The organism is Isoptericola nanjingensis, from assembly GCF_050311635.1.
Lineage (GTDB): Bacteria > Actinomycetota > Actinomycetes > Actinomycetales > Cellulomonadaceae > Isoptericola > Isoptericola nanjingensis.
Genome location: NZ_JBNOZL010000001.1, coordinates 338,696 through 352,495 on the forward strand (window position 1 = coordinate 338,696; position 13,800 = coordinate 352,495).

Consider the following 13,800-nt stretch of genomic DNA (forward strand, 5'->3'; position numbering starts at 1 on the left):
CCGTCGCAGCCGGTCAGCGCTGTGACCTGCACGACAGGTCACCGGAACGCCTGGTGGCCGGTCAGGTGCCGGCCCAGGATCAGGGTGTGCACCTCGTCGGTGCCCTCGTACGTGCGCACCGCCTCGAGGTTCGCGGCGTGCCGCATCGGCGAGTGCTCCAGGGTGATGCCGTCGCCCCCGAGCACGGTGCGGGCGGTCCGGGCGACCTCGATCGCGGACCGCACGTTCGCCAGCTTGCCGGCCGAGATCTGGTGCGGCTCCAGCCGCCCGTCGTCCTTGAGCCGCCCGAGCCGCAGCGCCAGGAGCTGCGCCCGGGACACCTCCAGGGCCATGTCGACCAGCTTCGCCTGCGTGAGCTGGAACGCCGAGAGCGGGCGGCCGAACTGGACCCGTTCCCCCGCGTGCCGCAGGGCGGCGTCGAGGCTGTCGCGCGCGGCCCCGGCCGCGCCCCACGCGATGCCGTAGCGCGCCTCCGCCAAGCAGGCGAACGGCCCGGCTAGGCCGGGGTGCTCCGGCAGGACGGCGTCGGCGGGCAGCCGGACGTCGTCGAGCACGATGTCGCACTGGACCGACGCACGCAGCGACAGCTTCGGCTCGATGGGCGTCGCAACGAAGCCGGGCGTCGTCGTCGGGACGAGGAAGCCGCGCACCCGCGGCCGCGCCTCCTCGACGCCCTCGGTCGGGTCGGAGGCACGCGCCCACACCACGGCGACGTCGGCGACCGACGCGAGCCCGATCCACCGCTTGCGTCCCGACAGCACCCACTCGTCGCCGACGCGCGCCGCCGTCGTCGTCATCGAGGCGGGGTCGGAGCCGGCGCCGGGCTCGGTGAGCGCGAAGCACCCGATCGTCTCGCCCGCCGCCATCCCCGGCAGCCAGCGCTCCCGCTGCGCGGGCGACCCGTGCTTCGCGATCGCGGTCATCGCGAGCGAGCCCTGCACCGAGACGAAGGTGCGGATCCCGGAGTCCCCCGCCTCCAGCTCCGCCATCGCCAGGCCGTACTCGACCGCCGACCGGCCCGCGCAGCCGTGGCCGTGCAGGTGCATGCCGAGCAGCCCCGCCTCGGCGAGGCGGGGCACCAGGTCGAGCGGGAACACGCCGTCCGCGAACCAGCGCGCGACGTGCGGGCGGACGTGCTCGTCGACCAGCGCCCGCACCCGGTCGCGGGTCTCGCGCTCGGTCGGGCTGAGCTCGTCGTCGAGCGCCAGCAGGTCCAGGGGGTCACCCGTCATGACGTCACTGTGGCAGACGCCACCGTGCCGGCGGCGAACGTCAGAGGTACAGGCCGGTCGCGCCGCCCTCGTCCTCGGTCTCCGTGACGCCGTGCACGTCGCGCTCGCGCAGCAGCACGTAGTCCGTGCCGCCGAGGTCCACCTCGGCCCGGTCCTCCGGGTCGTAGAGCACGCGGTCGCCCACGGCGACCTGGCGCACGTGCTCGCCCTTGGCCACCACCTGCGCCCACGCGAGGCGCTTGGCCCCTGCCGCGGTCGCGGGGATCACGAGGCCCGCCGTCGACTGCCGCTCGGCCGAGTCCACCTCCGGCTGCACCAGCAGGCGGTCGTGCAGCATGCGGATGGGCAGCGGCTTGCTGTCGGGCGTGGTGCGGGGCGCGCGGTCGGTCACGGGCTCCACGCTAGACGACCTGGGCGTCTAGGCTCGACGCCGAGCGCGCGCCCGCGAACCTGCCGCGAACCCTGTGGCCGCGCACCGCACGACCCCGACACCTTGGAGCACCCGTGACCCGTCTCGCCGTCGGCGACGCCGCCCCCGCCCTCGAGCTGCCCGCCGTCCTGCCCGACCCCGACGGCACCGGCCGCACCACCGGCACGTTCTCCCTGGCCGAGGCGCTCGCCGAGCCCGGCCGCCAGGGCGTCGTCGTGTACTTCTACCCCGCCGCGATGACGCCGGGCTGCACCACCGAGGCGTGCGACTTCCGCGACTCCCTCGCCTCCCTGCAGGGCGCCGGCTACGCCGTCGTCGGCGTCTCGCCGGACGGCGTCGACAAGCTCGCGACGTTCGCCGAGCGCGACGCCCTGACCTTCCCCCTCCTCGCCGACACCGAGCACGAGGCGCTCGAGGCCTGGGGCGCGTGGGGGGAGAAGAAGAACTACGGCAAGACGTACGTGGGCGTCATCCGCTCCACGGTCGTCGTCGACCCGGAGGGCAAGGTCGCCGTCGCGCAGTACAACGTCAAGGCCACCGGCCACGTCGCCCGGGTGCGCAAGACGCTCGGCCTGGACTGAGCGAGCGGGCGCGGGCAGCCGCCGCGCCCTCAGGACGCGAGCACGGCGCTCGGGGGCGGGACGGGCTTGCCGAGCCGGACGACGCCGTCCACGGCATCGTCCTGCCGCGCGAACCCCTCGCTCTCGTAGAGCCTGAGGTTGCGCTCGCTGCGCGCGCCGGTGCTCAGCACCACCCGCTCGTACCCCGGCGCGAGGCCGGCCTGAGCGCGACGCAGCAGCCATCGCCCGACGCCGGCGCCGCGCACGTCGGGCGCCACGGCGAGGCGGCCGACGTGCGCCTCCGTGCCCTCGCGCCGGGTGCGGACCATCCCGAGCAGCCGCCCGTCGCGCCACAGCCCCGTGACGTCCCAGTCCGACAGCCAGCGCCGCACGTCGCCGAGGGTCTCGTGCAGCGGCGCCAGCGCGAGGGTGTCGTTGGCCAGCGCCTCCTCGACCCAGCAGCAGCGCTGGAGCACCACCACCTCCGCCGCGTCGCGGGGCGTCAGGCGCCGGACGTACGAGCCCGGGACCGGGCCCTCGTCGGCCCCGTCGGCCGCCGCCTCGCGCAGCGGACGCAGGGCCTGCGCCAGCCGGGCGACCTCGTGCAGCACGCGGGGGGCCGCGCCGTCCCACCGCGCGTCGGGCCGGACGCGTCCGTCCTCGACGGCGTCGCCGATCCGGAGCGCGACGGTCGCCCCGGCCGGTACGAGCTGCAGCGTGGTCACGACCTGCTTGGCATGCTGGACGGAGCGGGTCCCGGCCGACGTGTTTCCGTAGCTGACGAAGCCGATCGGCTTCCACGCCCACTCCCGGCCCAGGTAGTCCAGCGCGTTCTTGAGCGTGGCCGGCATGCCGAAGTTGTACTCGGGCGTCACCACGACGAAGCCGTCCACCGCATCCACCAGCGCGCTCCACCTCCGGGTGTGCGCCTCCCGGTAGACGCCCGACGACGGGTGCTCCTCCTCGTCGAGGAGGGGCAGGGCGAGATCCGCGAGCGACACGGGGACCAGCTCGACGCCGAGGCGCGCCGCGTCCGGTGCGACGGTGCGGCCGAACCACTCCGCGACCGCCGGACCCAGGGCCCCGGGCCGGGTGCTGCAGGTGAGGAGCATGACGCGCACAGGATTCGTTGACACGTTGATGAACGTAGATCCTAGAATGATGACATGTCAACGACTTCGCGTGACGCGCGGCCCGGGTCGGCCGCGCCCTGGCTCGACGAGCACCAGGAACGCGCCTGGCGGGCCTTCCGGCGGATGACGACCTCCGTCCGCGCGGGCACCGCGCGAGACCTCGCCGACACCGGCCTCTCGGAGCCCGACTACGAGGTGCTGAGCACGCTCGTCGAGCGCCCCGGGACCACCAGCACCCTGCACGAGCAGGCCGCGAAGATGGGGTGGTCGCGCAGCAGGTTGTCGCGGCACTCGAGCCGCATGGAGGTCCGTGGGCTCATCGCCCGGGCACCCGACCCCGCGGACGGCCGAGGCTGCCTGCTCGTCCTCACGGCGGCCGGGCGCGAGGCGCTGCGCGCCGCGACGCCGACCCACCTGGAGTCCGTCCGCCGACGGTTCGCCGACCGCCTCGACGCGGACGACCTGCGCGACCTGCTGCGCATCGCGGACAAGCTCGGTGACAGGTCTGAGGAGGCCGCTCCCCTCGACGGCTGACCGCGTCGGGCGGGCCCGGTGCCGGAGACGGGAGTCGAACCCGCACGCCCTGGGGCACGGCGATCTAAACGCCGCATGTCTGCCTGTTCCATCACTCCGGCTTGGCGCGCGTCAGTCTAGGCGAACGACGACGGCCGCCCCGGATCTCTGCGGGGCGGCCGTCGCGGGTGCTGCGGGCGGTGCGGCGATCAGGCCTGGGGCGAACCGTTGTTCGCGGCGGCGATCTGGGCGCGGACCTCGTCCATGTCGAGGCCCTTGACGGCGTCCACGACCTGCTTGAGCGCAGGCGCGGGCAGCGCGCCGGCCTGGTTGAAGACGAGCACCCCCTCGCGGAACGCCATGAGCGTCGGGATGGCGCTCACGCCCGCGGCGGCGGCGATGCGCTGGTTCGCCTCGGTGTCGAGCTTCGCGTGCACGACGTCCGTGTTCTCCTCGGACGAGGCCTCGAAGACGGGGCCGAACTGCTTGCACGGGCCGCACCACTCGGCCCAGAAGTCGACCAGCACGATGTCGTTGTCGGTGACGGTCTTCTCGAACGTGTCGTCGGTGAGCTCGACGGTGGCCATGGGTGTCCTTCCGATGGGGGTCTCCTCGGCACAGCATCGGCGCCGCCCCCAGTATTCCCGTCGCGGCCTGCCCGCGCGCTGGCCCGCCGTCCGGGCTGGTAGAAACGACATGTGACGGACACGGCCGAGTTCCCCCCCGACGACGAGTTCTATCCCGACGAGTCGCAGCCCGCGGGCTGGCTCACGCCGGAGGACCTCGCCGCCGTGCGGGCGCAGCTCCCGCTGGTCTACGTCGACGCCGTGCCCGTGCGCGTGGACGACTCGGGCGACGTGGTCGCCGTCGGGCTGCTGCTGCGCGTCACCCCGCTCGGCACCATGACGCGCGCGCTCGTCTCCGGACGCGTGCTGTACCACGAGCGGGTGCGCGACGCCCTGCTGCGGCACATCGAGAAGGACCTCGGGCCGGTCGCGCTGCCGCAGGTCCCGGCGTCGCCGCAGCCGTTCACGGTGGCGGAGTACTTCCCCACGCCCGGTATCACGCCGTACCACGACCCCCGCCAGCACGCCGTCTCCCTGGCGTACGTCGTACCGGTGACGGGCGACTGCCGCCCGCAGCAGGACGCGCTCGACCTCGCGTGGCTCACCCCCGAGGAGGCGTGCAGCGACACCGTGCAGGCGGAGATGATCCACGGGCAGGGCACGATCGTGAAGCAGGCGATGGCCTGGGTGGGTCGCCTGTCGTGAGCCGGCGGGCGGCGGGCGCCGCGCACCTGCTCGTCGCTGTCTCCGCGCTCGGCGGAGTGCTCATGGAGCTCGTCGTCGCGCTGGTCGACGGGCCGGGCGCGGCAGGCACCACGGCCGAGCGGCTCGTCCGGCTGTTCTCGTACTTCACGATCCTGTCGAACGTCGGCATCGGCGTCGTGTCCGTGCTCCTCGCCGTCGACCCGACCCGCGACGGCCGTCTGCTGCGCGTCGCGCACCTCGACGCCCTGCTGTGCATCGTCGTCACCGGCATCGTCTACAACACCGTCCTGGCGGGCACGGTGGAGGGCCTCACGCAGGCGGGCCAGCTGTCCAACGTGCTGCTGCACGTGGCGTCCCCCGTGCTCGCGGTGGTCGTGTGGCTGCTCGCCGGCCCGCGGCCGCGGGTGGACGCGCGGACGGTGGGCTGGTCCGTCGTCGGGCCGCTCGCCTGGATCGCGTACACCTTCGTGCGCGGCGGGATGGTCGGCTGGTACCCGTACCCCTTCCTCGACGTGGGCGCGCTGGGCCTCGCGCGGGCGCTCGTCAACGCGGGCCTCGTCGCGGCGATGTTCCTCCTGCTCGCGCTCGTCGCGCGCTGGGCGGACCGGCGGCTGCCCGCCGCGCCGGGCGGGCGATGAGTTCCCGGTCCCGCGCTGGCCCCACCCGGGGCGGACCGGGTCAGGCCCCCAGGTCCAGCACGGGCCAGTCCGCCAGGTCCGCGCGCATCCGCCGGTCGTGGGTGGCGACGACGACGGCGGCGGGGGTGGCGACCAGGGCCCGGGTCAGCTCGTCCACGAGGTCCACGGACAGGTGGTTGGTCGGCTCGTCGAGCAGCAGCAGGTGCGGCGCGTGCAGCAGCGCCCGCGCGAGCTCGAACCGACGCCGCTGCCCGGCCGACAGCTCCGCCAGCGGCCGCTCGAGGTCCTCCTCGCTCAGCAGCCCCAGCGCCGCCACCGGCACGACGTGCTCCGGGTCCAGCTCGCCGCGCTCCAGCAGCCCCAGCGCCTCGGCGGCGTAGGCGTCGAATCCGGTCTGCGGCGCGTCCTCGCCCCGCGTGGCGCCGGAGGGACGCGCGGGCGCCGCCTCCTGGACCACGACGCCCAGCCGGGCGCCGGGCGTGACCGAGCGGGTGCCGCGGGCCAGCGCCATCCGGCCCGCGAGCGCCGCGAGCAGCGTCGACTTCCCCGTCCCGTTCGGCCCGACGACCAGCAGCCGGCCCGACGGCGGCACCGCGACGCGGGTGCCGGGCAGGTCGAGCCGCACGCCGCCGTCGTCGGCCAGCACCCGCGGCGAGCGCAGCTCGACCAGGGGATCGCCCGGGTCCCACCCCGGCGACATCGACGGCAGGTCCGGGAACGTGAGTCGCGCTGGCGGCACGGGGACCTCGACGGCCTCGGCCTCGAGCTTCTCGATCAGCCGGTCGGCGGCCTTGACGTGGATGCGGGCCCGCGTCGCGCGGCGGTGCTTCTGCGACCCCTTGGGCGGCCGCCACTCGTCGGACAGCCCCTCGTACGACGCGTCCAGCCGCTCGGCGAGCACGCGGGCGCGCTCCTGCTCCGCGCGGTAGCGCTGCCGCCACCGGTGCAGGGCCTGGTTCTTCGCGAACCGGTACGCGAGGTAGCCCGGCTGCCCGTACAGGACGGGCTTGCCGTCCATCGACGGGTCGAGGTCGAGGATGGCGGTCGCGACGTCGTCGAGCAGCTCGCGGTCGTGCGTCACGACCACGACGCCGCCCTGCCACGCGACCAGCTCGCCGGTGAGGAACTCGATCGCGGAGTCGTCGAGGTGGTTGGTGGGCTCGTCGAGGAGCAGGAGGTCGGCGCGCTCCGCGAGCCGGCACGCGAGGCGCACCCGGTACCGCTGCCCCACGGACAGGGTGTCGAGGCGCCGGTCGGGGTCGCGCACCGCGCCGAGGCGGGTGAGCGCGACGTCGACCCGCCGGTCCGCGTCCCACGCGGCCAGGTGCTCGGCACGGGCCAGCAGCCCGGACAGGCGGCGAAGGTCCCCGGTCTCGTGGTCGAACGACGCGGCCTCCTTCTCGATCTCGGCCGCGAGCGCACGCAGGTCGGCGAGCGTGCGCCGCACGAGGTCGCCCACCGTCTCCCCCGACGTCGTCGCGAGCTCCTGCTCCACCAGCGCGACGCTCCCCTTGCGCCGGAGCTCTCCGCGGCCCGGCCTGAGGTCGCCGGCCAGGAGGTGCAGCAGGGTCGACTTGCCGGACCCGTTCTCCCCCACGACGCCGAGGCGGGTGCCGTCGGAGACGCGGAGGCTCACGCCGTCGAGCACCGGTCGGCCGGGGTAGGCGAACGCGAGGTCCGTGGCGGTGAGCTGCACCGGACAACCCTACGTGCGGCTCGCATAGGGTGGCCGCATGACTTCCCCCGCTTCCGAGGCCGCCACGCCTGATGTCACCCTCCGCGCCGACGGTCGCACGCCCTCCCAGCTCCGCCCCGTCACGATCACGCGCGGCTGGACCCAGAACGCCGAGGGCTCCGTGCTGGTGGAGTTCGGCAGCACCCGCGTGCTGTGCACGGCCTCGTTCACCGAGGGCGTGCCGCGCTGGAAGAAGGGGTCCGGCGAGGGCTGGGTCACCGCGGAGTACGCGATGCTCCCCCGCGCGACGAACGAGCGCAGCCAGCGCGAGTCGGTCAAGGGCAAGATCGGCGGCCGCACGCACGAGATCTCCCGCCTCATCGGCCGCGCGCTGCGCGCCGTCGTCGACGTCTCCGCCCTCGGCGAGAACACGATCGTCCTCGACTGCGACGTCCTCCAGGCCGACGGCGGCACCCGCACCGCGGCCATCACGGGCGCGTACGTCGCGCTCGCCGACGCCGTCGCGTGGGGCACCCGCCACGGCCACGTCACCGGCGGCAAGAAGGTCCTCACGGACTCCGTCGCGGCCGTCAGCGTCGGCATCATCGACGGCAGCCCGATGCTCGACCTGCCCTACGTCGAGGACGTGCGGGCCGAGACGGACATGAACGTCGTGACGACGGGCTCGGGCACGTTCGTCGAGGTGCAGGGCACCGCCGAGCACGCGCCGTTCGACCGCGCCGAGCTCGACGCCCTCCTCGACCTCGCCGTCGCCGGCACCGCCGAGCTCACCGAGCGCCAGCGCGCCGCGCTGGCGCAGGAGCTGTGACGATGCCCGACGCGACCGTGACCGTCCCCGCCGGCGCCCGCCTCGTGCTGGCCACGCACAACCGCGGCAAGCTCACCGAGCTGCGCGCGATCCTGCGCGATCAGCCCGGCCTGGACGCCCTGCCCGACGAGGCCGTGGTGTCGGCGGCCGACGTCGGCGCCCCCGAGCCGGTCGAGGACGGCGTGTCGTTCGTCGAGAACGCGCTGATCAAGGCCCGTGCGCTGGCCGCGGCGACCGGCCTGCCCGCCGTCGCGGACGACTCCGGCCTGAGCGTGGACGTCATGGGCGGCGCGCCCGGCATCTTCTCCGCCCGCTGGTCGGGAAGGCACGGCGACGACGAGGCGAACCTCCGGCTCCTCCTCGCCCAGCTGGGCGACGTGCACGACGAGCACCGCGCGGCGGCGTTCGTGTGCGCGGCCGCGCTCGTGACCCCGGACGGCCGCGAGGAGGTGTGCCTCGGCGAGATGCCCGGCACCCTCGTGCGCGCCCCGCGCGGGAGCAACGGCTTCGGCTACGACCCGATCCACGTGCCCGTCGAGCAGGCCCCGGCCGCCGACGGCACGCCCGGCGCGCGCACGTCGTCCGAGCTCACCCCGGCGGAGAAGAACGCCATCAGCCACCGCGGCAAGGCGTTCCGCGCCCTCGCGCCGGCGGTCGCCGAGGCCCTCGCCTGACCACCTGATCGTTGTGAGCGTGATTTTGGCCCTGTTTCGAGTCCGAAACAGGGCCAAAATCACGCTCACAACGATCAGGGAGTGGTGCCTCGGCGGGCGGCGAGGGACGCGAGGGCGCGCCAGCCCAGCATGGTCACGCCCAGGAAGACGGCGGTGACGACCGCGAACGACACCTCGACGCCGCCGATGCCGAGCACCGGCCGCAGCACCAGGCCCAGCACGACCGTGGCGAACCACACGGCCACGCCGGTGGGCCAGACCTGCGCGGGGGCGCGCCAGGCCCGCGTCGCGAGCCAGCCGACGGCGAGGCCGACGACGAACGGCAGCCCGACCAGCGCGACGTGCCCGACGCCTGCGGTGTCGTGGCTGAGCGTGCCGACCACGGTGAACACGAGCACGCACACGAGGTCGCAGACGGCGGCGGGCCAGGCGGGCCGTGCCGTCGGAGTCGTCGGGGAGGCGGGGGCCGGGGCAGCGTTCACGGGGCCGAGGCTACCGCTCACAGCGCGTGCACCCCGCCGGCCGTCGCCACGGCGACCGGTCCGTCGTAGGCCGACCGGGCCTCGGCGATCGCGACGTCCGGCGCGTTCCACACCGGCAGGTGGGTGAGCAGCAGGCTCCGCACCCCGGCGGCCGCGGCGGCCTCGCCCGCCCGCAGGCCGGTGAGGTGGATGCCGCGCTCGACGCCGTCGTCGCGCCCCTCCTGGAAGGCCGCCTCGCACAGGAACAGGTCGGCGCCGCGGGCGCCCTCGACGAGGCCGTCGCACGCGTCGGTGTCCCCCGAGTAGACGAGCGTGACCCGCTCCCCCGGGCGCACCGACGACGGCCCCGTCACGCGGATGCCGTACGCCTCGACCGGGTGGTACACCGCGAACGGCTCCAGCTCGAACGGGCCGACCTGCACCGGCGTCCCCGGCTGCCAGGCGCGGACGTCGTACTCGCCGTCCATCGACTCCCCCGCGGCCAGGCCGTACATCGCCGCCGCGCGGTCCGCGGTCGTGCTCGGCCCGAGCACCGGCAGCCGGCGCCCGACGCCCGTGCGGGTGCCGCCCCGCTCCGGGTGGTACCGCAGGTACACGTACAGCCCGGACAGGTCCGCGCAGTGGTCGGGGTGCAGGTGGGACAGCGCGACGGCGTCCAGGTCGAGCGGGTCGACGTGCCGCTGCAGGGCGCCGAGCGCCCCGTTGCCGAGGTCGAGCACGACGTTCCAGTCGCGCTCGCCGTCGTGCGCCTGCAGCAGGTAGGCGGACGCGGGTGACGCCGGCCCGGGGAAGGACCCCGAGACCCCCACGGTGACGAGCCTCATGCGGCCTCCACCAGGGTCACCTCCGGCCCCAGGAACCGGCGTGCGAGCCGCTCGAACGGCTCGGTGTCCCCGGTGGCCAGGAACCGGTGCACGGGCGGGGCCGCGTCGGGCGAGCGCTCCAGCCCGTGCTGCACGAGGTTGCGGTACACGTCCTTCGCCGTCTCCTCGGCGCTGGACACGAGCGTGACGTCCTCGCCCATCACGTAGGAGACGGCGCCCGCCAGCAGCGGGTAGTGCGTGCACCCCAGGACGAGCGTGTCCACGCCCGCGGCCTTCACCGGGTCGAGGTAGCGGTGGGCGACCTCCAGGACCTCGGGCCCGGACGTCAGCCCGCGCTCGACGAGCGGCACGAAGTCCGGGCACGCCTGCGTGGTGATCTCCAGCCCCGGCGTCACGTGGAAGGCGTCGTCGTACGCGCGGGAGTCGATGGTGGTCTTCGTGCCGATGACGCCGATGCGGCCCGTCCGGGACGTGAGCACCGCCCGTCGCGCGGCGGGCCGGATCACCTCGACGACGGGGATGCCGCGCCGCACGGTGTACCGCTCGCGGGCGTCGGGCAGCGCCACCGCGGTGGCGGAGTTGCAGGCGATGACCAGCATCTTCACGCCCTCGTCGACCAGCCGGTCCATCACCGCGAGCGCCATCGCGCGCACGGCAGCGAGCGGCTTCGGCCCGTACGGGCTGTTCGCCGTGTCCCCCAGGTAGAGCACCTGCTCGTGGGGAAGCTGGTCGAGGATGGAGCGCGCGACGGTCAGCCCGCCGACGCCGCTGTCGAAGATCCCGATGGGGGCGTCGTTCACGCGAGGAAGCCTAGTCGCGACGGACCGTCACGACCCCGGGGAGTGAGCGGCGACACGGCGTGGCGCCCGCCACAGCGATGCTCCCGCCTGCGCTGATACGCCGCCCGCCACCCGCGCCGTCACGCCTCCGCGCGCCCCGCCCTCAGCTCCGCGAGCATCTCGTCGACCAGCGACTCCTGCGCGAACCCGGCGGCCACGAACACCCCGCCCCAGTAGCGGCGCTCGCGGCCCGACAACCCGACCCGCTCCCAGCCGGCGTACTCGTCCGGGGCGTCGTCGGAGTCCTCGTCCGGGTCGTCGTCCGCATCGTCGGTGTCGTCGACGTCGTCGTCGATGCCGGCCAGGACGTCGTCGTGCAGCGTCTCGACGTCCGCGTCGTCGACCAGCCCCAGCCGCTCCGCCAGCACGAGCCGCACGTCGGTGAGCGCGCCCGCGAACTCCTGCGCGGACTCGCGCGGCACGACGAGCTCCGCCCCGTCGCGCGGGTCGTCCGGCAGCTCGTCCGGGGAGTCGATCGCGTCGGCGAACGCGACGAGCCGGGCCACCTTCCCGGCCGCGAGGTCCGTCTGCGTCAGGTGCCGGAACTCGGCGGCGACGTCGGCGTCCTCGTCGTGCGCGTCGGGCAGCAGGCGCTGCACCGCCGGGTCCTGCGGCACCCGCGCGACGCCCGTGAACGCGACGCCGTCGCCGACCTCGATCCCGGGCTCCAGGCCCGACTCCGCGCGCACCAGCTCCGCGACGTCCCGCGCGACGCGCCCGAGCACCTCCCGCTCGACGTCGTCCCACCGGGCGACGTAGCCCGCCGGCGCGGACCGGAACGGCGTCATGCCGCACCCCCGTCGTGGCCGGAGGCGCCGCCGTCCGAGGCGCCCGACTGCCGCAGCGTGGCCCACAGCCCGAACCCGTGCATCGCCTGCACGTCGACCTCCATGCGCTCGCGCGGCCCGGACGACACCACGGCGCGCCCGTCGTGGTGCACCTGCAGCATCAGCTTCTGCGCCTTCGCCGGCGGGTAGCCGAAGTAGCTCTCGAAGACGTAGCTCACGTACGACATGAGGTTCACCGGGTCGTTCCACACGATCGTCACCCAGGGGTCCGCGACGGCGGCCGCCGCGTCCTCCCGGGTGTCGACCTGGGTGTCCCCCGCCGCCTCGGTCGCCGCGGCCGCTGTCGCGAGCCTCGCGCCCCTCGTCGTCTGCCCGTTCACGCGCCCAGCGTAGGCACAGCCGTCCACCGGTCGTCGACCGTCCGCCTGGCGGGCTTCACCCTGCCGGACCAGCGCGGGAGCCCTACCGTGTCCCCATGACCGACGAGCCCCGGGGCGGCGCCGCCCCGTCGCTGCAGGCCGTCCCGGCCGCCCCGCTCCCGTCCGTCCGCCCGTCGGTCGCCCTCCTCACCGACCGGTACGAGCTGACGATGCTGCAGGCGGCCCTCGCGGACGGCACCGCCCACCGCCACTGCGTGTTCGAGGTGTTCACGCGGCGGCTGCCGGCCGGGCGGCGGTACGGGGTCCTCGCTGGCACCGGGCGCATCCTCGAGGCGCTCGCGCACTTCCGCTTCGGCGACGCCGAGCTCGCCTACCTCGAACGCGCCGGCGTCGTCGACGACCGGACCCTCGACTTCCTGCGCGGCTACCGCTTCACGGGCACGATCCAGGGCTACGCGGAGGGCGAGATCTTCTTCCCGGGCTCGCCGGTGCTGCAGGTCGAGGGCACGTTCGCCGAGGCCGTGCTGCTCGAGACGCTGATCCTGTCGATCCTCAACTACGACTCCGCCATCGCGTCGGCCGCGTCGCGGATGACCAGCGCCGCCGTGGACCGCCCCGTGCTCGAGATGGGCTCGCGCCGCGCGCACGAGCAGGCGGCCGTGGCGGCCGCGCGCGCCGCCGTCGTCGGCGGCTTCACGGGCACGTCGAACCTCGAGGCGGGCATGCGGTACGGCCTCGACACCATCGGCACCGCAGCGCACGCGTTCACGCTCCTGCACGACGACGAGCGCTCGGCGTTCGACTCCCAGATCGCGTCGCTCGGGTCGGGCACCACCCTGCTGGTCGACACCTACGACGTCCGGCGCGGCGTCGAGAACGCCGTCGCCGCGGGCGGGACGTCGCTCGGCGCGGTCCGCCTCGACTCGGGCGACCTCGGCGTCCTCGCCGTCGAGGTGCGCCGCCAGCTCGACGAGCTGGGCGCCACCGGCACGAAGATCGTCGTGACGTCCGACCTCGACGAGCACGCGATCGCCGGGCTCGCGGCGATGCCCGTGGACGTGTACGGGGTCGGGACGTCGCTCGTCACGGGCTCCGGCGCGCCCACCTGCGGCATGGTCTACAAGCTCGTCGCGCGCGCCGACCCGTCCGGGGTGCTGCAGCCGGTGGCGAAGGCGTCCACGCACAAGACGAGCCAGGGCGGTCGCAAGGGGGCGGCGCGGCGCTACGGGCCCGACGGGCGCGCGGTCGAGGAGGTCCTCGTCACCGGCCCGGACGACCTCGTCGTGTCCTGGTCCCCCGAGGACGGCGGACAGGTCGGCGAGACCGCCGACGGCGAGCGCCCCGACCTGCGCAGCCTGCTCGTGCCGCTCGTCGTGGACGGCGCCGTCGACTCCCGCTGGGTGGGTGCCTACGGCGTGCAGAACGCGGCCCGCCACCACCTCCAGGCGCGCGCGGAGCTGCCGCGCGGCGGCCGCCGGCTGTCCGCCGGCGACCCGGCCATCCCCACCGTGGACCTCGTCCTGCGCTAGAGG

17 protein-coding genes and 1 tRNA gene are annotated in these 13,800 nt (G+C 74.9%); 7 read left to right on the forward strand and 11 right to left on the reverse strand.

Features of this window, described 5'->3' with window-relative positions; all coding sequences use genetic code 11:
- Positions 1-38 precede the first annotated feature (38 nt).
- Positions 39-1,232 (reverse strand): acyl-CoA dehydrogenase family protein, encoded by a 1,194-nt coding sequence (locus tag ACQP6G_RS01620; RefSeq protein WP_429762419.1) that lies wholly within the window; start codon positions 1,230-1,232, stop codon positions 39-41.
- 40 nt (positions 1,233-1,272) lie between these two features.
- The gene (locus ACQP6G_RS01625) at positions 1,273-1,569 is read right to left on the reverse strand and encodes a GroES family chaperonin (protein ID WP_429762689.1); all 297 of its coding nucleotides are present in this window, start codon (positions 1,567-1,569) and stop codon (positions 1,273-1,275) included.
- 167 nt (positions 1,570-1,736) lie between these two features.
- Between ACQP6G_RS01625 and ACQP6G_RS01630 the strand changes: the two genes are divergently transcribed.
- On the forward strand, positions 1,737-2,243 hold the full coding sequence (locus ACQP6G_RS01630; RefSeq protein ID WP_429762420.1) for a peroxiredoxin: 507 nt from the start codon (positions 1,737-1,739) through the stop codon (positions 2,241-2,243).
- A 29-nt stretch (positions 2,244-2,272) separates the two neighbouring features.
- Here ACQP6G_RS01630 and ACQP6G_RS01635 read toward each other — a convergent pair whose 3' ends face one another.
- Positions 2,273-3,358, reverse strand: coding sequence for a GNAT family N-acetyltransferase (locus tag ACQP6G_RS01635; RefSeq protein ID WP_429762421.1), 1,086 nt, complete (start codon positions 3,356-3,358; stop codon positions 2,273-2,275).
- Between the two features lie 30 nt (positions 3,359-3,388).
- Between ACQP6G_RS01635 and ACQP6G_RS01640 the strand changes: the two genes are divergently transcribed.
- Entirely contained in the window at positions 3,389-3,889 is a 501-nt protein-coding gene (locus tag ACQP6G_RS01640) for a MarR family winged helix-turn-helix transcriptional regulator (protein ID WP_429762422.1), read from the forward strand.
- Between the two features lie 19 nt (positions 3,890-3,908).
- On the opposite strand, the gene ACQP6G_RS01645 is transcribed toward ACQP6G_RS01640, so the two are convergent.
- Positions 3,909-3,990, reverse strand: a tRNA-Leu gene (locus ACQP6G_RS01645).
- An 87-nt stretch (positions 3,991-4,077) separates the two neighbouring features.
- Positions 4,078-4,455, reverse strand: coding sequence for a thioredoxin (gene trxA / locus ACQP6G_RS01650; RefSeq protein ID WP_429762423.1), 378 nt, complete (start codon positions 4,453-4,455; stop codon positions 4,078-4,080).
- 111 nt (positions 4,456-4,566) lie between these two features.
- Here trxA and ACQP6G_RS01655 point away from each other — a divergent pair, with 111 nt between their 5' ends.
- Both ACQP6G_RS01655 and ACQP6G_RS01660 read left to right on the forward strand, forming a co-directional pair.
- The gene (locus tag ACQP6G_RS01655) at positions 4,567-5,139 is read left to right on the forward strand and encodes an NUDIX hydrolase family protein (RefSeq protein ID WP_429762424.1); all 573 of its coding nucleotides are present in this window, start codon (positions 4,567-4,569) and stop codon (positions 5,137-5,139) included.
- Positions 5,136-5,777: a Pr6Pr family membrane protein gene (locus tag ACQP6G_RS01660; protein WP_429762425.1), complete on the forward strand. Its 642-nt coding sequence runs from the start codon at positions 5,136-5,138 to the stop codon at positions 5,775-5,777. Before ACQP6G_RS01655 ends, ACQP6G_RS01660 begins: the two co-directional genes overlap by 4 nt.
- A gap of 40 nt (positions 5,778-5,817) precedes the next feature.
- Here ACQP6G_RS01660 and ACQP6G_RS01665 read toward each other — a convergent pair whose 3' ends face one another.
- Positions 5,818-7,473, reverse strand: a complete 1,656-nt coding sequence (locus ACQP6G_RS01665) for an ATP-binding cassette domain-containing protein (protein ID WP_429762426.1) — start codon at positions 7,471-7,473, stop codon at positions 5,818-5,820.
- Between the two features lie 37 nt (positions 7,474-7,510).
- On the opposite strand from ACQP6G_RS01665, the gene rph reads away from it, so the two are divergent.
- Complete coding sequence (gene rph / locus ACQP6G_RS01670; RefSeq protein WP_429762427.1) at positions 7,511-8,281, forward strand: ribonuclease PH; 771 nt, start codon at positions 7,511-7,513, stop codon at positions 8,279-8,281.
- Between the two features lie 2 nt (positions 8,282-8,283).
- On the forward strand, positions 8,284-8,955 hold the full coding sequence (rdgB, locus tag ACQP6G_RS01675) for an RdgB/HAM1 family non-canonical purine NTP pyrophosphatase (RefSeq protein ID WP_429762428.1): 672 nt from the start codon (positions 8,284-8,286) through the stop codon (positions 8,953-8,955).
- A 74-nt stretch (positions 8,956-9,029) separates the two neighbouring features.
- On the opposite strand, the gene ACQP6G_RS01680 is transcribed toward rdgB, so the two are convergent.
- From ACQP6G_RS01680 to clpS, 5 genes are all read right to left on the reverse strand, one after another.
- On the reverse strand, positions 9,030-9,437 hold the full coding sequence (locus tag ACQP6G_RS01680) for a DUF3054 domain-containing protein (RefSeq protein WP_429762429.1): 408 nt from the start codon (positions 9,435-9,437) through the stop codon (positions 9,030-9,032).
- A gap of 17 nt (positions 9,438-9,454) precedes the next feature.
- Complete coding sequence (locus ACQP6G_RS01685; RefSeq protein ID WP_429762430.1) at positions 9,455-10,261, reverse strand: MBL fold metallo-hydrolase; 807 nt, start codon at positions 10,259-10,261, stop codon at positions 9,455-9,457.
- The gene (murI, locus tag ACQP6G_RS01690) at positions 10,258-11,061 is read right to left on the reverse strand and encodes a glutamate racemase (protein ID WP_429762431.1); all 804 of its coding nucleotides are present in this window, start codon (positions 11,059-11,061) and stop codon (positions 10,258-10,260) included. Before murI ends, ACQP6G_RS01685 begins: the two co-directional genes overlap by 4 nt.
- 119 nt (positions 11,062-11,180) lie before the next feature.
- A complete protein-coding gene (locus ACQP6G_RS01695) occupies positions 11,181-11,888 on the reverse strand; it encodes a DUF2017 family protein (RefSeq protein ID WP_429762432.1) in 708 nt (235 codons plus the stop codon).
- Complete coding sequence (gene clpS / locus ACQP6G_RS01700) at positions 11,885-12,268, reverse strand: ATP-dependent Clp protease adapter ClpS (protein WP_429762433.1); 384 nt, start codon at positions 12,266-12,268, stop codon at positions 11,885-11,887. Before clpS ends, ACQP6G_RS01695 begins: the two co-directional genes overlap by 4 nt.
- Before the next feature lie 95 nt (positions 12,269-12,363).
- Here clpS and ACQP6G_RS01705 point away from each other — a divergent pair, with 95 nt between their 5' ends.
- Entirely contained in the window at positions 12,364-13,797 is a 1,434-nt protein-coding gene (locus ACQP6G_RS01705) for a nicotinate phosphoribosyltransferase (protein WP_429762434.1), read from the forward strand.
- Positions 13,798-13,800: the final 3 nt, after the last annotated feature.

Bases quoted from the DNA above. Each gene is read 5' to 3' on its own strand.
- ACQP6G_RS01620 (WP_429762419.1), bottom strand. From the start codon at position 1,232: ATGACGGGTGACCCCCTGGACCTGCTGGCGCTCGACGACGAGCTCAGC.
- ACQP6G_RS01625 (WP_429762689.1), bottom strand. From the start codon at position 1,569: ATGCTGCACGACCGCCTGCTGGTGCAGCCGGAGGTGGACTCGGCCGAG.
- ACQP6G_RS01640 (WP_429762422.1), top strand. From the start codon at position 3,389: ATGTCAACGACTTCGCGTGACGCGCGGCCCGGGTCGGCCGCGCCCTGG.
- trxA (WP_429762423.1), bottom strand. From the start codon at position 4,455: ATGGCCACCGTCGAGCTCACCGACGACACGTTCGAGAAGACCGTCACC.
- rph (WP_429762427.1), top strand. From the start codon at position 7,511: ATGACTTCCCCCGCTTCCGAGGCCGCCACGCCTGATGTCACCCTCCGC.
- rdgB (WP_429762428.1), top strand. From the start codon at position 8,284: ATGCCCGACGCGACCGTGACCGTCCCCGCCGGCGCCCGCCTCGTGCTG.
- ACQP6G_RS01685 (WP_429762430.1), bottom strand. From the start codon at position 10,261: ATGAGGCTCGTCACCGTGGGGGTCTCGGGGTCCTTCCCCGGGCCGGCG.
- ACQP6G_RS01695 (WP_429762432.1), bottom strand. From the start codon at position 11,888: ATGACGCCGTTCCGGTCCGCGCCGGCGGGCTACGTCGCCCGGTGGGAC.
- ACQP6G_RS01705 (WP_429762434.1), top strand. From the start codon at position 12,364: ATGACCGACGAGCCCCGGGGCGGCGCCGCCCCGTCGCTGCAGGCCGTC.